Source organism: Streptomyces sp. NPDC033229, from assembly GCF_055576875.1.
In genome coordinates, this window is sequence record NZ_JBVIQR010000039.1 from 38632 (window position 1) to 60222 (window position 21591).

At 72.1% G+C, this 21591-nt stretch carries 20 protein-coding genes and 1 tRNA gene; 10 read left to right on the forward strand and 11 right to left on the reverse strand.

All coding sequences use genetic code 11. The annotated features are described in order from the left end of the window. Positions 1–38 precede the first annotated feature (38 nt). Positions 39–824, forward strand: a complete 786-nt coding sequence (locus ACZ53N_RS28390) for a DsbA family protein (protein ID WP_469143648.1) — start codon at positions 39–41, stop codon at positions 822–824. Continuing rightward, positions 821–1726, forward strand: a complete 906-nt coding sequence (locus ACZ53N_RS28395) for a cytochrome c biogenesis CcdA family protein (RefSeq protein ID WP_469143649.1) — start codon at positions 821–823, stop codon at positions 1724–1726. Before ACZ53N_RS28390 ends, ACZ53N_RS28395 begins: the two co-directional genes overlap by 4 nt. 89 nt (positions 1727–1815) lie before the next feature. Here the strand turns inward: ACZ53N_RS28395 and ACZ53N_RS28400 are convergent, their stop codons facing one another. The 3 genes from ACZ53N_RS28400 to ACZ53N_RS28410 all read right to left on the reverse strand — a co-directional run bounded on the left by ACZ53N_RS28400 (position 1816) and on the right by ACZ53N_RS28410 (position 4271). Further along, positions 1816–2406 carry a lytic polysaccharide monooxygenase auxiliary activity family 9 protein gene (locus tag ACZ53N_RS28400; protein WP_469143650.1) on the reverse strand — a complete coding sequence of 197 codons (591 nt, stop codon included), beginning with the start codon at positions 2404–2406 and terminating at the stop codon, positions 1816–1818. Between the two features lie 73 nt (positions 2407–2479). Next, positions 2480–3142, reverse strand: a complete 663-nt coding sequence (locus ACZ53N_RS28405; protein WP_469143651.1) for a nucleoside/nucleotide kinase family protein — start codon at positions 3140–3142, stop codon at positions 2480–2482. Between the two features lie 97 nt (positions 3143–3239). Further along, positions 3240–4271 carry a C40 family peptidase gene (locus tag ACZ53N_RS28410; RefSeq protein ID WP_469143652.1) on the reverse strand — a complete coding sequence of 344 codons (1032 nt, stop codon included), beginning with the start codon at positions 4269–4271 and terminating at the stop codon, positions 3240–3242. Positions 4272–4518: 247 nt separating this feature from the next. On the opposite strand from ACZ53N_RS28410, the gene ACZ53N_RS28415 reads away from it, so the two are divergent. The 3 genes from ACZ53N_RS28415 to glxA all read left to right on the forward strand — a co-directional run bounded on the left by ACZ53N_RS28415 (position 4519) and on the right by glxA (position 8778). Beyond that, a tRNA-Lys gene (locus ACZ53N_RS28415) sits at positions 4519–4592 on the forward strand. A 326-nt stretch (positions 4593–4918) separates the two neighbouring features. Continuing rightward, a complete protein-coding gene (locus tag ACZ53N_RS28420; protein WP_469143653.1) occupies positions 4919–6823 on the forward strand; it encodes a glycosyltransferase family 2 protein in 1905 nt (634 codons plus the stop codon). Continuing rightward, a complete protein-coding gene (gene glxA / locus ACZ53N_RS28425) occupies positions 6820–8778 on the forward strand; it encodes a radical copper oxidase GlxA (protein ID WP_469143654.1) in 1959 nt (652 codons plus the stop codon). Before ACZ53N_RS28420 ends, glxA begins: the two co-directional genes overlap by 4 nt. A gap of 189 nt (positions 8779–8967) precedes the next feature. On the opposite strand, the gene ACZ53N_RS28430 is transcribed toward glxA, so the two are convergent. The 6 genes from ACZ53N_RS28430 to ACZ53N_RS28455 form a co-directional block, all read right to left on the reverse strand. Further along, positions 8968–10014 (reverse strand): glycoside hydrolase family 6 protein, encoded by a 1047-nt coding sequence (locus ACZ53N_RS28430; RefSeq protein WP_469143655.1) that lies wholly within the window; start codon positions 10012–10014, stop codon positions 8968–8970. A 175-nt stretch (positions 10015–10189) separates the two neighbouring features. Next, positions 10190–10852 (reverse strand): class F sortase, encoded by a 663-nt coding sequence (locus tag ACZ53N_RS28435; RefSeq protein WP_469143656.1) that lies wholly within the window; start codon positions 10850–10852, stop codon positions 10190–10192. Positions 10853–10871: 19 nt separating this feature from the next. Next, positions 10872–11543, reverse strand: coding sequence for a hypothetical protein (locus ACZ53N_RS28440; RefSeq protein WP_469143657.1), 672 nt, complete (start codon positions 11541–11543; stop codon positions 10872–10874). 146 nt (positions 11544–11689) lie between these two features. Then, a complete protein-coding gene (locus tag ACZ53N_RS28445; protein WP_469143658.1) occupies positions 11690–12469 on the reverse strand; it encodes an HAD-IIA family hydrolase in 780 nt (259 codons plus the stop codon). A gap of 132 nt (positions 12470–12601) precedes the next feature. Continuing rightward, a complete protein-coding gene (locus ACZ53N_RS28450; protein ID WP_469143659.1) occupies positions 12602–13423 on the reverse strand; it encodes a hypothetical protein in 822 nt (273 codons plus the stop codon). A 124-nt stretch (positions 13424–13547) separates the two neighbouring features. Next, positions 13548–14855: an ROK family protein gene (locus ACZ53N_RS28455; RefSeq protein WP_469143668.1), complete on the reverse strand. Its 1308-nt coding sequence runs from the start codon at positions 14853–14855 to the stop codon at positions 13548–13550. Between the two features lie 48 nt (positions 14856–14903). Between ACZ53N_RS28455 and ACZ53N_RS28460 the strand changes: the two genes are divergently transcribed. The 3 genes from ACZ53N_RS28460 (at position 14904) to ACZ53N_RS28470 (ending at position 17757) form a co-directional block, all read left to right on the forward strand. Continuing rightward, positions 14904–16016, forward strand: coding sequence for a Gfo/Idh/MocA family protein (locus ACZ53N_RS28460; protein WP_469143660.1), 1113 nt, complete (start codon positions 14904–14906; stop codon positions 16014–16016). Continuing rightward, positions 16013–16477, forward strand: a complete 465-nt coding sequence (locus ACZ53N_RS28465; protein WP_469143661.1) for a heme-degrading domain-containing protein — start codon at positions 16013–16015, stop codon at positions 16475–16477. Before ACZ53N_RS28460 ends, ACZ53N_RS28465 begins: the two co-directional genes overlap by 4 nt. Before the next feature lie 137 nt (positions 16478–16614). After that, positions 16615–17757 carry a serine hydrolase domain-containing protein gene (locus ACZ53N_RS28470; protein WP_469143662.1) on the forward strand — a complete coding sequence of 381 codons (1143 nt, stop codon included), beginning with the start codon at positions 16615–16617 and terminating at the stop codon, positions 17755–17757. Between the two features lie 229 nt (positions 17758–17986). Here the strand turns inward: ACZ53N_RS28470 and ACZ53N_RS28475 are convergent, their stop codons facing one another. After that, on the reverse strand, positions 17987–18262 hold the full coding sequence (locus ACZ53N_RS28475) for a hypothetical protein (protein ID WP_469143663.1): 276 nt from the start codon (positions 18260–18262) through the stop codon (positions 17987–17989). Positions 18263–18735: 473 nt separating this feature from the next. Here ACZ53N_RS28475 and lepB point away from each other — a divergent pair, with 473 nt between their 5' ends. Beyond that, positions 18736–19575 carry a signal peptidase I gene (lepB, locus tag ACZ53N_RS28480; RefSeq protein ID WP_469143664.1) on the forward strand — a complete coding sequence of 280 codons (840 nt, stop codon included), beginning with the start codon at positions 18736–18738 and terminating at the stop codon, positions 19573–19575. A gap of 139 nt (positions 19576–19714) precedes the next feature. On the opposite strand, the gene ACZ53N_RS28485 is transcribed toward lepB, so the two are convergent. Beyond that, entirely contained in the window at positions 19715–21088 is a 1374-nt protein-coding gene (locus ACZ53N_RS28485; protein ID WP_469143665.1) for a hypothetical protein, read from the reverse strand. A gap of 189 nt (positions 21089–21277) precedes the next feature. Here ACZ53N_RS28485 and ACZ53N_RS28490 point away from each other — a divergent pair, with 189 nt between their 5' ends. Then, a complete protein-coding gene (locus ACZ53N_RS28490) occupies positions 21278–21406 on the forward strand; it encodes a lasso RiPP family leader peptide-containing protein (protein WP_469143666.1) in 129 nt (42 codons plus the stop codon). The last annotated feature ends 185 nt before the right edge of the window (positions 21407–21591 follow it).

Genomic DNA, 21591 nt, shown 5'->3' on the forward strand with positions numbered 1-21591 from the left:
ATGCCCAGAATCCGTCAGACCCATGGAGCCTCTTCCTCATGTCCGCAACGCTCACCACGCCCGCCCGCCGCCTCGCGGCCATCGGCGCGGTCCTCGCCCTCGTCGTCGCGCTCGTCGCGGCCGGCATCGCGATCGGCAAGAACGCCGGCGGCTCCGGCAAACGGGAGGCGTCCGCCTCCTCCGAGCCCGCCGCCGACCCGCAGCAGCCCGCCTACGACGAGGCGGAGAAGGCCACCAGCCGCCGCAAGGACGGCGACCCGCTCGCCCTCGGCCGGACCGACGCGCCCGTCGTGCTCGTCGAGTACGCCGACTACCAGTGCTCGTACTGCGGTCGCTTCACCCGCGAGACCCAGCCCGAACTGATCAAGAAGTACGTGGACGAGGGCGTCCTGCGCATCGAGTTCCGCAACTTCCCGATCTTCGGCAAGGACTCGCTGCGCGCCGCGCGGGCCGCCTGGGCCGCCGGTCAGCAGGGTCGCTTCCCGCAGTTCCACCACGAGCTGTTCGCCAAGCTCCGCAAGGGTGACGCGCTCGCCGAGGACAAGCTGGTGGAGATGGCCCGCACGGCCGGCGTGGCCGATGTCGACCGGTTCCGCGAGGACATGAACGGCTCGGCGTCCGAGGCCGCCGTGAAGAAGGACCAGGAGGAGGGCTACGCCCTCGGCGTGCAGAGCACCCCGTCCTTCCTCGTCGGCGGGCGGCCCGTCGCGGGCGCCCAGCCGATGAGCGCCTTCGAGGCCGCGATCGCCCAGGCCAAGGCCGCCAAGGCGGCGAAGGCGGCCGGCCCGGCCAAGGGCGGGGACAGCGGGAAGAGCGAGAAGTGACCGACATCGGTTATCTCGCCGCCTTCCTCGGCGGCGCCCTCGCCCTGCTCAGCCCGTGCAGCGCGCTGCTGCTGCCCGCGTTCTTCGCGTACTCCCTCGCGAGCCCCGGCAAGCTGCTGGCCCGCACCTGCGTCTTCTACCTCGGGCTCGCGACCACGCTCGTACCGCTCGGCGCGGCCTCCACGGCCGCCAGCCAGCTCTTCAACGGCCACCGCGATCTGCTGATCACCGTCGGCGGCTGGGTCGTGATCGCCATGGGCGCCGCCCAGATCCTCGGCCTCGGCTTCGCCTCCCGGAAGGCCCAGGCCGCCGCCGGGCGCATCACTCCGCGCTCGGCCGCCTCCACGTTCCTGCTGGGCTGTGTCTACGGGCTGGCCGGCTTCTGCGCCGGTCCGATCCTCGGCGCGGTGCTGACCGTGACCGCCGTCAACGGCAACCCGGTGTACGGGGCGTCGATGCTCGCCGTCTACGCGCTGGGCATGGCACTGCCGCTGTTCGTGCTGGCCGTGTTCTGGGACCGCTTCCAGCTCGGCGGCCGGGGCTGGCTGCGCGGCCGCGAACTGCGCCTCGGCCGGCTGCGGCTGCACACGACGTCGCTGGTGTCCGGGCTGTTCTTCATCGGCATCGGCGTGCTCTTCCTCGCCTACGACGGGACGACCGGCCTGCCCGGGATCCTGGACGCCGACCAGGAGTTCGAGCTGGAGGAGCTGGCCTCCCGGATCGGCAACGCCGTGCCCGACTACGCCCTGCTGGCCGTGATCGCGCTGGTCGTCGCGGGGGTCCTGGCCCGGATCGCGCTGCGGCCGGTCGAGCCGGTCGAGCCGGTCGAGCCCGCTGAGCCTGTCGATCCGGCCGACGCCCCTGAGCCCGCCGATCGGAGCGAGCCGCTCCACGAGACGTGACCGGACCGACGCGGGAGGCCTCGGTGCGCGGGACGCGCCGAAAGGTCTCCCGGCCGGCCCGGCCGGTTGGGCTCAGGTCGGAGCCCGGGTCAGAACTGGACGTCCGAACAGGCGTAGAAGGCGTTGGGCGTGTCCGCGATCGTCCAGACGGCGAGGATGACGTGCTTGCCGGTCTTCAGGGTGGGGACGGTGCCCTGGTGGGTGACGGTCGCCTCGGGGATCCGGCCCCCGTAGGGCACGCTCATGAAGGGCTGGGGTTCGAGGTCGGCGCGGGTGAGCGGCTTGGCGGGGTTGTAGCCGTCCTTGGTGATGTAGTAGCGGAAGTCGGTCGTGGCGTGCCGGGCGGTGAGCTTCCAGCGGAAGCCGTAGCCCTGTCCGGCGGTGAGCTTGGTGGCGGGCCACTGGCCGCCGCGCGGGTCGTCGAGCTGGGCGAAGCGGCTGTTGCCGCCCGCGCAGATCCGGCCGTCGGCGGGGCCGCGGGACGGGAAGCCCTTCGGGCCCTCGACGCTCTGGGGTTCGTACTGGATCTCGCCGCAGTTCTTCACGGTGCCCTTCGCGCAGAACACCTGCCGACTGGTGGGGGAGTCGGTGTAGCCGTGGCTGTTGGCGCTGCCGGTGGCGAGCAGGGACACGCCGGCGACCGAGAGGCCGATGATCACCGCACTGATCTTTTTGCGCATGCTTCGCTCCCTCGAGAACGTGGGGGGTTCTCCGTGAGGTGGGTGGAGTGTGCGGTCTAGACCAAGTCGGAGATTAGTCCTCCGAAATGGTCATGTCCAGGCCAAAGGAAGCGAGAATCCGGTCGCTGTTCACGCGCGAGGACTTGACCAGTTCACCGTTGGGCCGGTCATTGCCCAGCTCCCAGGCCCGCGCGCCCGCCATGTCCCGCCCCCCGGCCAACTGCCGCTCGATCAGACGCCCTTGACGCACCTCGTCGGGTGTCTCCAGATACCAGACCTCGGCCAGCCACCGGCGGGCCTCGCGCCAGCCCGGCTCGTCGCACGCCAGGTAATTGCCCTCGGTCACCACCAGCCCGGTCGAGGGCGGCACCTCGTGCCGGGCGGCGACCGGCTCATGGAGGACACGGTCGTAGTCCGGCACATACACGCTGCGCTCACGCTCCTCCACGACCCGGCGCAGCAGCGCGGCGTAGCCCCACACGTCGAAGCTCGGGGCGGAGCCCTTGCGGTCGGTCAGACCGAGACGCTCCAGTTGCGCGTTGGAGAGGTGGAAGCCGTCGAGGGGCAGATACGCGGCCGCGCCGGCGCCGTGCAGCCGTTCCAGCTCGGCGACCAGCGCCCGGGTGAGCGTCGACTTCCCCGCGCCGGGCGGGCCCGCGATGCCCAGCACGACACGGCGGTCGTCGGCCGCCGTCAGATTCCAGGCGCCGGCCGCCAGCTCGGTGATGATCCCCATGGCCGCACCCTAGGGTGTGTCCGGCGATTGAGGACGAAACGGCGGGTGAGCCGCCGGGACGGCGGCCTTACGGGTGGCCGCCGGGTACCGGGGCAGGTCAGCGCGGTCGGCCGTACAGGTTGGGGCTGTAGTAGGAGAAGGTCGAGATGCGGACCTTCTTGCCGGGCCGGGGCGCCTCGAGGTACTTGCCGCCGCCCAGATAGATCGCGGCGTGGTGGATGCCGGACGCCTTGCCGTTGGTCGACCAGAAGACGAGGTCACCGCGGCGCAGGGCGCGGCGGGTGATGCGCTTGGTGGCGCGGTACTGGTCGGCGGCGATGCGCGGCAGCTTCACGCCCGCGCGGCGGTACGCCTGCTGGATCAGTCCGGAGCAGTCCCAGGCGTGGGGGCCGCTGCCGCCCAGCTTGTACGGGTCGCCGATCTGGGCCATCGCGAAGGTGATCGCCGACTCCAGTCGGGGCTTGGCGACGGTGGTAGCCTGCGGCGTACGCGCGGGATCCGCCGGGACGGGCGGGGAGAGGGGGACGGGCGGGGACAGGGACTCGTCAGGCCATCGCGGGACGGCGACGCCGGGGATGTCCTGGTCGCTGAGCGGGACGGCGAGTCCCTGCGGCGGCTCCAGGGTCATGGCCCCGCCCGGGGCCGTGCCCTCCAAAGCCGTGCCCTCCTGAGCCGCGCCTTCGGGGGCAGCACCTTCCGATCCCGACACCTGCGGCTCCGGCTCGTCCGGCAGCGGCTCGTCCGCCTCCGCCCCGTCCGGCAGCTCGTCCGCGAGGGGTTCGCCGGGGAGCGCGGGGCCCTCCGGGTCGCCGGGTTCGTATACGGAGCTGTCCCCGCCCACGGGGTCCGGGGGCTCGGGGGCGGCCACGGCACCCGTTCCCGAGCCGGCGATGACAGCCACCCCCACGGCCGCCACGATCGCGCCGCGCAGGGCGCACCGGTGCCGGGCGCCACCCCCGTCGGCCCCCTCCTCGGTCTCCTCGGCGATCCCCCCGTCGAGAGGCCCGGCGTGAGGGGCGTGAGCATCGTCACCGCCGTCCGCCCGCGCCGGGGCGGGAGCCGCCGCGTCCGCACACAGCGCGCACCCGCGGCTGCCGGGTGGCTCGTCGGTGAATGCCGGAGTCCGCACCGCCTCGCCGCCTTTCCGTACGCCTGTCCGGGGCGGTCGCCGACGGGCCCGCACCCGCCGTGCCTCGGCGGCCCGCCGGACCGCTCGCCACGCGTCCGTACTCGCCACAGCTTCTCAACGGCCCGGAGAAACCGCACGTCGGGGCGGTGTCCGCCGATCACGGCGGGAGAACCGCCGATCCGGTGGGCGGCTCGCGGGGTGGTCGGGAGCACCCTCGAACATCAGGTAGAGTTTTCTCTGTCAGCAGGCGCCGCTAGCTCAGTTGGTTAGAGCAGCTGACTCTTAATCAGCGGGTCCGGGGTTCGAGTCCCTGGCGGCGCACCGACAGACGAAGGCCCTCACCACTGGTGAGGGCCTTCGTCGTGTCCGGGCCGGACCGCGGGGTGCGCCTCGCCCCCCTTCGGCACCTTTCGCACACTCCTCCGTTCGACGCACCGCTTTGCCCGGTAACCACCTCGTTTCACCCTTGCGATCATGACGCGGGGTCGGAGATCCTGAACCGACAGCAACGACTCGGTCTCACTGCGTTATCAGTGGGTCGAGTGGGGTGCCGGGGGGAGCCGGTGCCCGTGCGCCCGAACGGCCGGGGGGTCCGCCGGGCTCAGGATCTGACACACGCAGGCAGCTGCGTGTCGGGGGGATGACTCATGACGTCGACGCCTGCCCATGCCCGGCAGCAGTCCCGGGATCCGTCCTCGGCCACGCGCCCGCGCCCGCCCCGTGAGCCGGGAGCGTGGCCCCCTTGCCCGGTCCCGCGGGTCCCGCCGGATCCACCCCGGCCAGCCGGCACAGCCGACGCTGCCGGGCCGGGCGGGGCGGCCCCGCCCGGCGCCGCCCCGCCGCATCAGCACAGGCCACGGCCCCGCTTCGACTACGAGCACTACAGCCGACTGGCCGGCCCGCTCACGCAGCCCCACCCCACCGAGCCCTATCGCGTCCGCTATCGCAGTCTGCTCGCGGACGAGCCGCACCGGATCCGGGCGGCGCTGCTCCTCGGGGCCGCGCCCGTCGTATCGCTGGGGCTGCTGGTGTGGCTGATGCAGCCCGCGCACTGGACCGAGCGTGACCACGCGACGACCGCCATGCGGTTCCTGGACGCGGTGATGCTCGTCTCCATCGGCCTCATCGAGCTGTTCCGCACCCTGAACGTCACGTCGAACGCGCATGCGACGCTCGTCGCCCGCGACCCGGTCCCCGTCGTGCCCGAGACCGGCACCAAAGTCGCCTTCCTGACCTCGTTCGTGCCCGGCAAGGAGCCGATCGAGATGGTCACCAGGACGCTGGAGGGCGCCATGCGGCTGCGGCACCGCGGCCCGCTCGACGTATGGCTGCTGGACGAGGGCGACGACCCCGAGGTCAAGGAGGTCTGCCGGCGGCTCGGCGTGCGCCACTTCTCCCGCAAGGGCGTCGAGAAGTGGAATCAGCGGAAGGGCCCGCACCGCGCCAGGACCAAACACGGGAACTACAACTCCTGGCTGGACGCCCACGGCGACGATTACGACTTCTTCGCCTCGGTCGACACCGACCACGTCCCGCTGCCCAACTTCCTGGAGCGGATGCTCGGCTATTTCCGCGATCCCGACATCGCCTTCGTCGTCGGCCCCCAGGTCTACGGCAATTACGACGCGGCCGTCACCAAGGCCGCCGAGAGCCAGCAGTTCCTCTTCCACGCCCTGATCCAGCGGGCCGGCAACCGCTACGGCGCACCCATGTTCGTCGGCACCAACAATGCCGTCCGGATCAGCGCGCTCAAGGGCATCGGCGGGCTCTACGACTCGATCACCGAGGACATGGCCACCGGCTTCGAGCTGCACCGGCACCGCAATCCGGCGACGGGGAAGAAGTGGCGCTCGGTCTACACCCCCGACGTGCTCGCCGTCGGCGAGGGGCCGAACGCGTGGACCGACTTCTTCACCCAGCAGCTGCGCTGGTCCCGGGGCACCTACGAGACGATCCTCAAGCAGTTCTGGAAAGGGCCCTTCACCCTCTCCCCCGGGAAATTCCTCAACTACACCCTGATGGTCATCTACTACCCGATGACCGCCATCAACTGGATGCTGGGCGCGCTGAGCTGCGCCCTCTTCCTCGGCCTCGGCGCCTCCGGCATCTCCATCAATTCGGAGATCTGGATGATGCTGTACAGCGACGCCGCCGCCCTGCAGATCGGGCTGTACATCTGGAACCGCCGGCACAATGTCTCGCCGCACGAGCCCGAGGGCTCCGGCGGGCTGGCCGGCATGGTGATGTCCGCGCTGTCCGCGCCGATCTACGCCCGCTCGCTGATGGACGCCGTGCTGCGCCGCAAAAGCAATTTCGTGGTGACGCCGAAGGGCGACTCGGCCAGTCCCGACACTCTGTTCGGCACGTTCCGTGTGCACCTGTTCTTCCTGGTGGTATTCGGCGGCTCGCTGGCCGCCTCCTTCTGGTTCGGCCACAGCCATGTTGCGATGACCACCTGGGCTTCGCTCGCCCTCGCGATCACTGTCGCGCCGATCGTCGCCTGGTGGTGGACCCTCCGCCACACCGACCGTGCCGTGGAGGCCCGCGCATGAGAGCCCGCCCGTTCCGCGTCAGCCGCCGCACCCGCCGCGTAGGCATCGGTGCGGCGGTGGCGGTCGTCCTGGCGGGGATGAACGGGCCCGCCATCTGGGGCTACGCCTCCACCAAATACCACGACTACAAGATCAACCAACCGGGGTACAAGGCGGCGAACGGCCAATGGAAAGCGGTCGACATGCCCCGGGAATACCGGATCAATACCATCCACGCGGCCCTGCTGCACACCGGCAAGGTGCTGCTCGTCGCCGGGTCGGGGAACAACGCCGCCAATTTCGACGCCAAGAGCTTCCGCTCGGTCCTGTGGGACCCCGAGCACAACACCTACAAGAACGTCGCCACCCCCAAGGACCTCTTCTGCGCCGGTCACACCCAGCTGCCCGACGGCAAGCTGCTGATCGCGGGCGGCACCCAGCGCTACGAGAAGCTGGAGGGGGACGTCACCAAGGCGGGCGGGCTGATGGTCGTCCACAACGAGGACCCCGACAAGCCCATGACCCTCCCGGCGGGCACCCGCTTCACCGGCGGGAAGAGCGGCAAGACCTTCGAGTCCAACGACCCCCTGCTCGTGCCCCGCGCCAAGAAGACGCAAGGGGAGGGGGGCAAGGTGACCGTCACCGCCAGCACCGCCCGCGTCTACGTGGAGGCGCTCGGCCAGGGCCCCAAGTACGAAACCGGCCTCACCGACAACTACCGCATCGAGGGTCTCAAGGGAAAGGACGCCCAGAACCTCTACGGCATCGCCAACAAGCTCTCCTTCGACAAGAAGGATTTCCAGGGCATCAAGGACTCCTTCGAATTCGACCCCATCGCCGAGCGGTACGTCCCGGTCGACCCGATGCGGGAGGCCCGCTGGTATCCGACCCTGACCACCCTCCCCGACGGCAGGGTCCTGTCCGTCTCGGGACTGGACGAGATCGGCCAGGTCGTCCCCGGGAAGAACGAGGTCTACGACCCGAAGACCAAGAAGTGGAGCTATCTCCCCAAGGAGCGGTTCTTCCCCACCTACCCCGCCCTTTTCCTCACCGACAAGGGCCGGATCTTCTACACCGGGTCGAACGCGGGCTACGGGCCGGCCGACAAGGGCCGGGTACCGGGACTGTGGGATTTGGAGAGCAACGCGTTCACCGAGGTGCCCGGGATGAGCGCCCCGGACACCCTGGAGACCTCGATGTCCGTCCTGCTGCCGCCCGCCCAGGCACAGCGGTACATGGTGCTCGGCGGCGGCGGGGTCGGTGAGAACAAGAAATCCACCGCCAAGACCCGCATCGTCGATCTGCACGACCCCAAGCCGCGCTTCCGGGACGGCCCCGACCTCTACGCCAAGGCCCGCTACCCGAGCAGCGTCATCCTGCCCGACGACACCGTGCTGACGACCAACGGCTCGGGCGACTACCGCGGCCGCGGCGACTCCAACGTCCTGAAGGCCGAGCTGTACGACCCGAGGACCAACACCAAGCGCGCGGTGGCCGATCCGCTGGTGGGCCGCAATTACCACTCCGGCGCGCTGCTGCTGCCCGACGGGCGGGTCATGACCTTCGGCTCCGACTCGCTCTTCGGCGACCGGGCCAATTCCAAACCCGCCACGTTCCAGCAGCAGATGGACCTCTACACCCCGCCCTATCTCTTCCGCGACTCGCGCCCCGAGCTGCGGGACACCGCTCCGAGAACGGTGAAGGCGGGCGAGAAGACCACCTACGCGACGGCGCACTCCCAAACCATCCGCAAGGCCCGGCTGATCCGGCCCGGCTCCTTCACCCACGTCACCAATATCGAGCAGCGTTCGATCGAATTGGAACTCACCAAGACGGCGAACGACATCACCGTCACGCTGCCCAAGGACACGTCCCTGATGCCCCCCGGCTGGTACATGCTGCATGTGATCGACGACCAGGGGACCCCGTCCAAGGCGGTCTGGATCAAGGTCCCCCGGGTCGGGGATCCGGACTGAATCGCCGGACGGGCTGCTATTGGCTGGGCTCAGCCGAAACCAGCCCGTCCGGCGCTTGAGGACGCGCCCGCAGGGCGCTCGCCGCCGCAGGCGGCACAGCGGTCGGCAGCCGAGGGCCCGCCGGGCAGGCGAGAGGCGGCACAGCGGCCCGCAGCCGAGAAACCCGCCGGGCAGGCCCTGGCCCCGGCCTCAACCCGCGTTGCGGGCCAGCTCCAGGGCGTAGGTCTCCCACCACTGCCCCGCGTCCGGGCCGCCCTTGCAGGCGCCGTCGGACTCCCCCGGCCGCTTGACCCAGAGATAGGCGTCCGCCAGCGAGTCCCCGGTCCGGGTGGTCGGGGGTTCGCCGAGGGCCCGGCCGGAGGGGTTGCACCAGGCCTTCTCGTGGTCGCCGCCGTTCAGCGGGCCGTTGCCGTTGCGACTGGTGTCGATGACGAAGTGCTTGCCGCCCACGAGGGCGGAGAGCCTGCGGCCGTAGTCCTTGTTGGCCCGGGTGGTCTGGAAGTTGGAGACGTTGAGCGCGAATCCGTCGGCCTTGGCGATACCGGCCCGCCGCAGCGGCTCCGCCATCCGCCCGGCGGGCGTGACCCAGCTGGGATTGCCCGCGTCGAGATAGACCTTGGTGCGCGGCAGCGCCTTGAGCTTGCCGACGGCCTCGTTGAGCAGCGCGAACCGCTCCTCGTGGAACTCGCGCGGCGTGCAGCCGTCCTCGATGTGCGGCAGTGCGTCCGGCTCGAGGATCACGGTCGCGCTGCGGTCACCGATGCCCCTGGCCGCCTGGTCCAGCCACTGGCGGTACGCGTCGCCGTCGGCGGCGCCGCCCTGGGAGTACTGGCCGCAGTCGCGGTGCGGGATGTTGTAGAGCACCAGCAGGGCGTCCCGGTCGGCCTTGGCGGCGGCCTGGGTGAAGCCGCGCGTCTGCCCCTCCGGGTCGTCCACGCCGATCCACTCCGCGACCGGCTGCGCGGCGATCTTCTCGAGCAGCTCGGCCTCCCGCGCCTTGCCGTCGCGGCGCAGCCGGTCGGCCCGCCGGGCGGCGGTGGCCTGCGGATTGACCCAGAACGGGGCCTGGGCCTTGGGCTGCTGGGTGGGCGGCCGTGAGGACTCGCGCTCCTTCGGGGCGGCGGTGTCCGAGGACGAGAAGCACCCGGAGAGCAGCAGCAGCGCCCCCACCGCGGCTGCCGCCCGCACCGGGCCCGTGCGGCCTCTGCGTGTATGGCCGGTGTAGCTGCCGTACATCCACTCCCCCTTGGCTGTACTGCCTGGGGGTGCCCCCAGACCCGCGCGGGACATGACCGGTCGTCTCAATGCTGACACAGACGTGTCCTCCACAGTGGGTGCTCAGGGTATGACTTGGCGTCATATCGCCCTGTTGGGTCAGGGTCCACCGTCGCGGCCTGCCGGAAGCCGTGGTTCACACCCGGCCCGCACCGGTCAGGTAGGCGGAGACGACGACGTTGGCGGAGTAGGAGTGCCGGACGCGGTCGTAGTCACCGCCACAGGTGATCAGTCGCAGTTCGGCCCGGTGCGCCTCGCGCGGCCCGTAGACCTTCCGGGCGTCGAAGCGGTCCTTGCTGTAGACGGAGACGTCCTCGACGGTGAACTCGGCGCTCGTGCCGTCGACCCGGGCCACGGTGATCGTCTCCCCCGTTTTCAGCTCGCTGAGGTCGTAGAAGACGGCGCGTGCGCGGGGGGTGTCGAGGTGGCCGACGAGGACGGCGGCGCCGGGGCTGCCGGGCTGCGGGCCGCCGCGGTACCAGCCGACGGCGTTGGACCGCGAGTACGGCGGCGGTTCCACCGCCCCCGTCGGATTGAGGCCGCGCTCCTCGATCGGCGCCCAGACGCCCGTCGCCTTGATCGACAAACCCCGGGGCCGGGAAGCGGGCAGCGGTTCGTGGGCCGGGGGCAGTGAGCGGCCCATCGGGCGGCCCGCCGCGGCGACGTCACCGGTGGTGGGCGTGGCGGGCCCGTGCCCCTCGGTGATCTCCCGCCCCCACAGCCACAGGGCCAGCAGCAGCGCCGCCCAGGTCACTCCGGTCAGGAGGCGGCCGGTGCCACTGGCACGCGGTTCGGACATCGACTCGGGCCGCGTTCCGTCAGTGCCGCGATTCGTCGGTGTCGCGGCGCTGCGCGGCCTCGTTGCGGCGGCGGTACCAGATCACTCCGGCGGCGATCAGCGCCGTGCTGCCCGCGAGGACGAGTCCCGGTGTGCCGGGTGCCTCGGCGGTGGCCATCGACGTGCCGCCGCCGCCCGCGGGTACGGGCGCGACGGGCAGCTCCGAGGAGTGCGGGTCGGGCAGGGGGTGGTCGCCGGGCGGCAGCCCGCCGGGCTGGTCGTGGCCGGCCGGCGGCTCGTGGGTCTCGGATCCGACGCGGTCGTCCTGCCGGTCGTGGCCGCCCGCCGGCTCCTCGCCCTCCTTGACGATGGTCAGCCGTCCGGCGGCCATCGCGTCGTAGCCGTCGCAGTTGACCTTGACGGGATAGACGCCGGGGGCGACGGTCGAGCGGACGGTCGCCTCCGCGAACAGCCCGGCCGAGTCCCTGGCGAGCACCGCGTCGGTGACGAACGCCTCGGAGCTGGCGGTGGCCTTGTTGTTGCCGCAGCCCGAGACGCGCAGTTGCACCTCGCCGCCGGGGTGGCTGGTGACGGGGGTGAGTTCGACGGTCCCCGACATGGTGGCGGGGTCGTCGACGGCGTACGCGGGGGCAGCGCAGACGACGGCCGCCGCCACGAGGGCGCCACAGAATGTGAAGCGGGCAGAGTCCATGGTGAAACCTCCTGGGTACGTCAGAAGGTTCACCCGCCGGCCTCCGGCGTCGCATCCGCTCCGTAGCCGTATTGCGCCATCCGGTGCCCAAAGGCCCCCGATCGGCTCGGAGCGGACCGGGTCGCCTCAGGCCGGTTGAGGCCGGGTCAGATCAGTTCGACGAGGTCGGCGATCGAGTCCACGACGCGCGAGGGGCGGAAGGGGTGCAGCTCGATCTCCTCGGAGCGGGTGAGCCCGGTCAGCACGAGGAAGGTCTCCATGCCGGCCTCCAGCCCGGCCAGCACATCGGTGTCCATCCGGTCGCCGATCATGGCGCTGGTCTCGGAGTGCGCGCCGATCGCGTTGAGCCCGGCCCGCATCATCAGCGGGTTCGGCTTGCCGACGAAGTACGGCTCGCGGCCGGTCGCCTTGGTGATCAGGGCGGCGACGGAGCCGGTGGCGGGCAGGGCACCCTCGGCGGAGGGGCCGGTCTCATCGGGGTTGGTGGCGATGAAGCGGGCGCCGGAGTTGATCAGCCGGATGGCCTTGGTGAGCGCCTCGAAGCTGTAGGTGCGGGTCTCGCCGAGGACCACGTAGTCGGGGTCGTGGTCGGTGAGGACGTAGCCGATGTCGTGCAGGGCGGTGGTGAGGCCGGCCTCGCCGATGACGTAGGCGGTGCCGCCGGGCCGCTGGTCGTCCAGGAACTTGGCGGTGGCCAGCGCGGAGGTCCAGATGTTGTCGACGGGGACGTCGAGCCCGATGCGGGCCAGCCGGGCGTGCAGGTCACGGGGGGTGTAGATGGAGTTGTTGGTCAGTACGAGAAAGGGCTTGCCGGACTCGCGGAGCCGCTTGATGAAGGTGTCCGCGCCGGGCACCGGGATGCCCTCGTGCATCAGGACACCGTCCATGTCGGTCAGCCAGGACTCGATGGGCTTGCGCTCTGCCACAGTGGGACTCCTGCCGTAATCGCCCCTCGCCGGGGCTGGGTACGCCAGGGCGGCACCTCTCGTGCGCCGCCCTGACCCCTCCAGCCTAATCAGCTCCCGGCCGTGCTCTCCCGGACGGCGGCGCGGGAGGGCTCAGCGGCCCGACCGCCGCGCCCCGAACATCAGCGCCGCCCCGCCGAGCAGCAGCGCGAGGCCCGCGGCGCCGATCCCGAAGAGGTGGTGCGAGGAGCCCGTGTCGGCGAGCGCGGGCGGGCTCGCGGCGACGTCGCGGGGCGTGCGGTGACCGGCGTCGCCGGGGTCCATCGCGTCCCCGGCGTGTCCGTCGGGGACGCGCCGCCCGGTCTCCTCGGCGGGTTCGGGCGCGCCCTCCTCGATGACGAAGGTGTAGTCGTCGGACTCCCCCACCCACTCGCCGTCGTTCCCCCGGCGCTGCACGGCGGTCACATTGGCGGTGACCGGGCCTTCGGCGGCGCCGGCCGCGAAGGACAGCCGCAGGTCGACGGTGACCGAGCGGCGGGCGGGGACGGCGAAGCCGGGGAAGTCCGGCGATGCGCCGTCGAAGACGCCGACGTTCTCGGCCTCGTCGGTCCGCTCGAAGCGCACGGGCCGCCAGCGCTCGGCGCCCCGGTCGTAGAAGTCGAGGTGGATGTCGCCGGGCCGCAGCGCGCGGCCCCGGTCGGCGAGGACCATGACCGGGTGCACGGCCTGGCAGTCGGCGCCCGTGCCGTTGCGCAGCTCCAGCCGCCAGCCGTGCGGGGCGCCGCCGCGCCCGTACGCCTCGGGGCCGCCGCTCAGCCGTGAGCTGATCGGGAAGGCGGCGCTGCCGGGGTCGCCGCAGGGCGGCTGTTCGGCGGCCGGGCGCGCGGCGGCCCGCACTGATGCCGCCGGTGCCGCCGCCGGGACGAGCGCGAGCGCGGCGGCGCCGACTGCGACAAGGGCACGGGGCAGGGACATCGCGGGACCTTTACGGGTGGGAGTACGGGTGAGGGCGGCGGGTGGGGCTCCGGGTCCTCTGGAACATCCCACCGCCCGCGCGCACGAGCCCGGCGCGGCGCGGTCCCGTGCGGCCGACTGGCCGTCACATACCGCCCGATGTGACGATTTTCGTCTCATCGGACCGGGTGCTGAAGGCCGTGCCGGACCGCCCGAAGAGCGGGGCGAGCGCCAGCTCGGCCGCGCCCTCGACCACGGTCCGGCCGCCGCCGGGGGTGACGGCCACGGGGACCGTACGGCCGTCCGCGCGGGCGGCGTCCTCGGCGAGGACCGCGCGCACGCCGCGCAGATACGGCTCCGGTTCGGCCAGCACGGTCCGACCGCCGAGCAGGACGAGGTCGATGTCCAGCAGTCGTACGAGGTTGGCGGCGCCGACGCCGAGCAGCCGCGCCGCGCGGGCGGTGTCACCGGCCGCGACGGCGTCCAGGCAGAGCGCTTCGACGCAGCCCCGGTTGCCGCACGGGCACGGCGGCCCGTCGAGCTGGAGCACCTGGTGCCCGAACTCCCCGGCCCCGGTCCTGGCCCCCCGGTGCACCCCGCCACCGAGGACGAGCCCGGCGCCGAGCCCCGTGCCGAGGTGCAGATACGCGAAGGAGTCGGCGGCGGGCCCGCCGCCCGCGCCGCGCAGCACGAGTCCGAGCGCGGCGGCGTTGGTGTCCTTGTCGACGACGACCGGCAGCCCGAGCCGCTCGGCGAGCGCGTCACGCAGCGGGAAGCCGTCCCACTCGGGGAACCCGGTGACCCGGTGCAGCACGCCGCTCGCATGATCGAGCGGTCCGGGCACGGCGACACCGATGCCCAGGAGGGGGCGGTGCGCGCGGGGCATGTCGCTGCCGCTGGGGGCGGGGCCGCTGCCGCGGGGCGGGACGGGGCTGGGCGACCCGTCGCGGGGGCCGCCGGCCGGGCTCGCGCCCGGGTCCGGGCGGTCGTCGGCCGACGCCTCCGCGCCGCCCTCCGCCAACAGCGCCGCCACCTCCCTCGCCACTGTGCTCAGCAGCACCTGCGCGCCCGCGCCGAAGGCGAGGGGGGCCGTGCGGGTGGCGACGGGGGTGCCGGTGAGGTCGACGAGGATCGCGGTCAGGGCGTCGCGGTCGAGGTGGAGACCGATGGCGTGGGCCGCGTCCGGGACCAGGCGCCAGGTCGTGGCGGGCTTGCCGCCGGTGGACGCGCGGCGGCCCGCCTCGGCGGCGAGCCCCGCCGCCCGCAGCCGGGCGCAGATCTTGCTGACCGCCTGCGGGGTCAGGCCCGTGCGCCCGGCCAGCTCCGCGCGGCTCGCGCCGCCCGCGCCCGCGTCACGCAGCAGCCCGAGGACGAGGGCGGCGTTGTGGTCGCGCAGCGCGGCGAGGTTGGCGCCTGGCTGGGGAGTGACTGCACCGTTGTTCACACCGCCCATTGTCGCCATCGCTTGCACTTTCGCAACAGCGTTGCCAAAGTGGAGGGTATGGATGGCACCACCGGCACCCCCACCCCCCGCACCCCGCTTCGCGTCGGACTCATCGGCTACGGCCTGGCGGGCTCCGTCTTCCACGCCCCGCTGATCGCCGCGACCGGGGGTCTGGTCCTCGACACGGTCGTCACGGCCGACCCCGACCGGCAGCGGCAGGCCGTGGCCGAGCACCCGGGCGTCACCACGGTCGCCGACACGGACGCCCTCTTCGCGCGGGCGGGCGGGCTCGACCTGATCGTCATCGCCTCCCCCAACCGCACCCACGTCCCGCTCGCCCGCAGGGCCCTGGAGGCCGGGCTGCCGGTGGTCGTCGACAAGCCGCTCGCCGCGACGGCCGCCGAGGCCGAGGCGCTGGCCGCCCTGGCCGAGGAGCGCGGGCTGTTGCTCAGCGCCTTCCAGAACCGTCGCTGGGACAACGACTTCCGTACCGTCCAGAAGCTGATCGCCGACGGCGCCCTCGGCCGGGTCCAGCGCTTCGAGTCCCGCTTCGAGCGCTGGCGGCCGCACCCCAAGGGCGGCTGGCGCGAGTCCGGTGACCCGGCCGAGATCGGCGGGCTCCTCTACGACCTGGGCAGCCATGTCGTGGACCAGGCCCTGCACCTCTTCGGCCCGGCCGCCACCGTCTACGCCGAGACCGATGTGCGACGCGACGGCGCCGAGGCCGACGACGACACGTTCATCGCGATCACGCACGTGGGCGGCGTCCGCTCCCATCTGTGGGTGAGCGCCACCACCGCCCAGCTCGGCCCCCGCTTCCGGGTGCTCGGCAGCGAGGCGGGCTTCGTGAAGTACGGCCTCGACCCGCAGGAAGCCGCGCTGCGCGAGGGCCTGCGGCCCACGGCCGACGCCGCGGCCTGGGGCGTCGAACCCGAATGCGCGTGGGGCCGCCTCGGGGCGGGCGAGTCCCCGCAGACAGGCGGCGGGGAGCCCGTACCGACCCTGCCCGGCGACTACCCCGCCTACTACGCGGCGATCGAGGAGGCCCTGCGCACGGGTGGCCGGCCGCCGGTCACGGCGGCGGAGGCGGCCGATGCCCTGCGCGTCCTGGAGGCGGCCCGGACCTCGGCGGCACAAGGCCGCGCGGTGCGGATCGGGGCGGGTCGATGAACGAGGAGATCGCACGGCTGGAGGAGCAGGAACGCCGCCTGGTCCTCGACCACTTCGACAACGACGACGCCTGGCGCCTGGGCTCGCTCCTGGCCGGGCTGGCCCGCGCGCGCGGCGCCGCCGTCACGATCACCGTCCGGCGCGGCGCCCAGCGCCTCTTCCACTGCGCCCTGCCCGGCACCTCCGCCGACAACGACGCCTGGCTGGACCGCAAATGCCGCGTCGTCGAGCGCTACGCCGAGTCCTCCTACCTCGTGGGCGCCCGTTTCCGCGCGAAGGGTCGCACCTTCGAGGACTCCTCCCGGCTGGACCCGGACCTCTACGCCGCGCACGGCGGCGCCTTCCCGGTCACGGTGCGCGGCACGGGCGTCGTGGGCGCGGTCGCGGTGTCGGGGCTGGCGCAGGGCGACGACCACGCACTGGTGGTGGAGGCGCTGGAACGGTTCCTCGCCGAGGGCTGACGCGGGGTCGCGCGACCGGGACGGACGGGCGGAATATCGCTCGATCCGCGCGCGCGGCATACGTATCGTGGCCTGGCCGAAGGCACACGGGGGGCATCGGTCCGGCATGCCCCCGACGCGAGGGAAAGAGCGGCACAGTGGAGCACAGCGGATGGGCCGACGAGGGGTTCGGGGCCGTCGCGGACGCGTTCGCCCGGAACTTCGCCGAGCGCGGTGACCTCGGCGCGGCCGTGACCGTGTTCGCGGGCGGCCGCAAGGTCGTCGACCTGTGGGGCGGCATCGCCGACCAGCGGACCGGCCGGGCCTGGGAAGAGGACACGGCCGTCCCGGTCTTCTCCGCCGCCAAGGGCATCGTCGGCATCTGCGCCCATCTGCTCGCCCAGCAGGGACGGCTCGACCTCGACGCCCCCATGGCCGACTACTGGCCGGAGTTCGGGCGGCACGGCAAGGAGAAGATCACGACGCGCATGGTGCTCGCGCACCGCGCCGGCCTCCCCGCCGTCGACGACCGCACGCTGACCTTCGAGGACCTCGTCGCCTGGACCCCGGTCATCAAGGCCCTCAAGAAGCAGGAGCCCCTCTGGGAGCCCGGCACCGCGCTGGAGTACCACGGGTTCACCCTGGGCTGGCTGGTCGGCGAGGTGATCCGGCGGATCACCGGGCTCACCATCGGCGCGTACTTCCGCGAGGCCGTCGCCGACGACCTGGGCCTCGGCACCTGGATCGGCGTGCCGGAGGACGAATTCCCGTCGCTGGCCCACCTCGTCGAGGCCGACGGACGGCCCGCGCTGCCCGACCCCGAGACGCTCATCATGCGGATCCTGACGACGAACGGGCTGGTGCCCTTCCCCGGTCTCGACGACCCGCACGGCTACAACTCCGCTGCCCTGCTGACCGCCGAGTTCCCCGCGACGGGCGGCGTCTCCTCGGCGCGCGGCCTGGCCACGCTGTACGCGGCCGCCGCGCACGGTGTGAACGGCGGGCCGCGGCTGCTCAGCCGGGAGACCGTCACGGACGCGGTGCGGGAGCAGTCGGCCGGCGCCTCCTGGTCGGGCTTCCCCGACCTGGGCGCGCGGTGGGGCTCCGGATTCCACCTCGACTCGTCCCGGCACCCCCTGCTCGGCCCGCGCAGCTTCGGCCACGACGGCTCGGGCGGACAACTGGCCTTCGGTGACGACGAATACGGCGTCGGCTTCGGCTATGTCACCAACCGGATGATCGGCAACGGCGATGCGCGGACGGCGTCGCTGCTCATGGCGGTACGGGAGAGCTTGCGCTAACGCTTGGCCGACTGCGGGCCGTCTTGCCGCCTGCGGCGGCGGGCGCCCTGCGGGCGCGTCCTCAAACGCCGGACGGGCTGGTGATGGCTGAGCTCAGCCACAACAAGCCCGTCCGGCGACCCCGGACACCGCCGCGCAGCGGAGGTGCACACCCGACAGCAGTCCGCAGGACAACAGGCATCGCCCGCCCCCGGAAGCTCGGGGCGGGCGATGCCTGATGGGGGAACTGCTACCACGGCTTCGCGGCGGTCTCGTCGGCCTTGATGCAGGCGGCGCGCTGCTTGGCGATGGCGTTGGCCTGGGCCTGGGCGCGGTTGGCCGCCTCGGGCTCGCCCATCTTCCGCAGCTTGGCGGCCTTGGCCTTGAGGTCGGCGACCTGCTGGCCCATCTGGGCGATGTTGCAGGTCTTGTGGGGGGCCGCGGTGGCGGTCGTGACGGGCAGGGCCGTGAACAGAACACCACCGGCGAGCGCGGCGGTCACGGCGAGCGCGGAAATACGACGCATGCGTCTCTCCAAGTTCCGGGTCGTACCGACCCGTTGAGGGGGGAAAATTCGCCGACCTCCATCGGTTACCCAAGGTGGCCGACAATGCGGAGCGTAGTGGAAATAGGGATCTTGAAGGCCCGGCAAGTCGGGCAGAGCCCGCATATCCGACCGTCAACTCCCCGTGCTTTCCGTCACTTACGAAGGCCCGACCGATACCGCACCACCGCACACCACTCGTCACACACCGCCATGGCGCCGTCAAGCATCACTCACTGTCACGTCCTGAATTCACCCGTCACCGCGAGGGACCCGGCACCGACGCCCGGTCGCGGTGACCCGCGTCTGTGACCCGTGCCCCGGGAAGCCGCAGGTCACCTAGGATCGATCGGGAACAATCCGACTCCCGAGCTCGTGGAACTCCCGCTCGTTGTGGGAGTGGCGGGCCTGCGCCGAGCATGGGGCAGGCGGGACGCACGAGTGAGGAGCAGGGCGTGGCGGACGCGGCGGTCGACGCACGGTCGGAGCACAACGAGCCCGAGGGCGGGCCGGCCCCGGAGGGCCGACGCGGCGCGAAAACGAAGAAGCAGCGCCCCTTCTGGAAGGAGCTGCCGATCCTCCTCGGCGTCGCGCTCCTGCTCGCCCTGCTGATCAAGACGTTCCTGGTGCAGGCGTTCTCGATCCCGTCGGACTCCATGCAGAACACCCTGCAGCCGGGTGACCGGGTGCTGGTCGACAAGCTGACCCCGTGGTTCGGCTCGGAGCCCGAGCGCGGCGAGGTCGTCGTCTTCCACGACCCGGGCGACTGGATGAAGTACGAGCCGACCCCGCAGCCCAACGCCGCCCAGAAGGTGCTCAGCTTCATCGGGCTGATGCCGTCCGCCGAGGAGAAGGACCTGATCAAGCGGGTCATCGGGGTCGGCGGAGACACGGTGGAGTGCAAGGGTTCGGGCCCGGTCAAGGTCAACGGCAAGCCCCTCGACGAGCCGCAGGTCTTCGCGGGGAACACGGCCTGCAGCACGGACGACAAGGGGCAGTTCAAGGTCAAGGTCCCCAAGGGGCACCTGTGGGTGATGGGCGACCACCGCCAGAACTCGGCGGACTCCCGCTACCACCGCGAGAACCCCGGCGGCGGCATGGTGCCGGTCGGCAACGTGGTGGGCCGCGCGGTCGTCGTCGCCTGGCCGATCGACCGCTGGGCCACGCTGCCGGTGCCGGACACGTTCGACCAGAAGGGCATCAACACGGTGGCCGCCACGGCCCCGGGCACGCTGGCCCTCGTGGGCGCGGTACCGCTGGTGTGGCTGCGCAGGCGCTCCCGCGCGGGGGCGTGACGGACGGACTCAAAATCCGTCGGCCGTCGGTCCGGGCGACAGCCTCGTTGTCTCAACCCAGTACCCCACGTCGAGGTGGTCGGCCGGTAGTGCCCGATGCCGCTCGGCTGGCGGCTCACGAAGCGGGTCGGCCCTGATGTCAACGGTGGGCAGTGAGGAAGTCACGACCGCGCTCGTCGAGCTCGGCCGCGCAGCGCAGACCACGGGCCCGGAAGCGGGTCAGGTCGCGGCGCATGCTTCTGACGGCCTTGCGGGTACGGACGGAGGCGACGCCGTCCATGTGGTCCATGGCCCGGCCCCAGGTCGCGCATGCCTCCTCGATGGCGCCTTGGCCGGCTTGGAGTTCGGCCTGGGCGACGAGGTCGAGGGCGATGATGCGTGCGTAGGTGCCCGGCGGGCGGCTGGCGGCGGCGCGGGCGTACTGCTGGGCAGCGTTGCGGGGGTCGCCCAGGGTGGCGAAGACCTTGGCTGTACGGGAGCGGACAGTGGCCTCCACCGGTCCCCAGGCCAGGGCCCAGAAGGGTGTGGGGTCTCCCTTGGCTGTATCGAGGCAGGCCCGCGCGCGTTCGACCGCGCGGACGGCTTGCTGGCGCTGGTTGGTCTTGGACAGGGCGTGGGCGTAGGTGATGTGGAAGAGGGCTTCGGTGGCGGGGTCGACGTGGCCTTTCGCCCTGTCCAGGCCGGTCTCGGCCAAGGCCAGGCAGTGCTCGGCGCGGTGGATCTTCATGCCCTGCTGGGACATGGTCCGCATGACGAAGCCGTCGTGGCCGGGGACGCCTGACTCGGTGGCGAGCGCGTAGGACTGCAAGTAGTACCGCTGTGCCAGCCCTTGTTCTCCGGCGTCGTAGCTCTTCCAGCCGGCCAGGTGCACACCCGAGGCGGCGGCGGAGAGCATCTGGCGGCGTGCCTCCTCGGTGCGGAAGCGCCCTCGGCACAGAGTGGCGACGTCGGACATCAGGTACTGCACCAGGGCGGAACGGCCGTGCTGTCCGCCATGGAGCTCATCCATGTCCGTGAAGACCCGCACCATGTCGCGGACGGCGGCGACCTCGGCGTTTCCTGCGATAGCGCCGCTACGGGCGGCGGCAGCGCGGCCGGCGATGTCGTGGAGGTAGCCCAGCGGCAGGGCTGCGGCTGCAACGGAGTAGGCGGAAGTGGCGAGGAAGCGGCGTCGGTTCACGTCTGCCTTCCCGATCAGGGTCAGGGTCTCGACCGGGTCGGGACCGAGGGACAGTCCGATGCTGTCATCCTCCCCACGCCCTATGGAAAGGCCCAAGTGGTCCACAGTCACCAGGCGGCCCAGCAGCCGGGAGAGGGCTTCGGCGAGATACCGGGGAGTGTTCCCGGCGGGCTGGGCCCCGGAGATCCAGTGCTCGACGGTGGAGCGGTTGGTGCGTAAGACCTCACCCGATTCCCCCGCGACGATGCGCACGACGTGAGCGATCGTTTCGTACGGCAGCCTCTTCTCGTCGATGAGGGCTTTGAGCTGCATGTTCGGCGTGCGCTTGGTCATAGCCAGCCTCGGTATACGCGATATACGTCTCCGCCAGGGCCACACGGTACCCCTCAACTCGCCTTCGCAGTTCACTGATTGAGCGCCCACAAGCGCGGTCCTCCCGGGCCGTTGAGAGGGCGGCGCAACCCGTTGGCCGTGCGCCCATGAGGTGGTGCACGGGACGGCGACGTGACGAAGGAGGAAACGATGGAGATCACCCAGCCCCCGGCCTACACCGCGCCGGTCGTCCTGGACGCCGGAGCTGTCGCGGAGGTGACGCTCGGCAACCAGAACTTCGACACCGTTGACGACACCCAGTACAAGCAGGGCACCTGATCCACCAGCCGGGGGGGGGGGGGGGGGGGGGGGGGAAGAGGGAGGGGGGGGGGGGGGGGGGGGGGGGGGGGGGGGGGAGGAGGGGGGAGGGGGGGGGGGGGGGGGGGGGGGGGGGGGGGTGGGGGTGAAGGGGGTCGTGGGAGGGGGGGTCGGAGTCAGCCAGCGGTCGGTGGAGCGCTACCGCA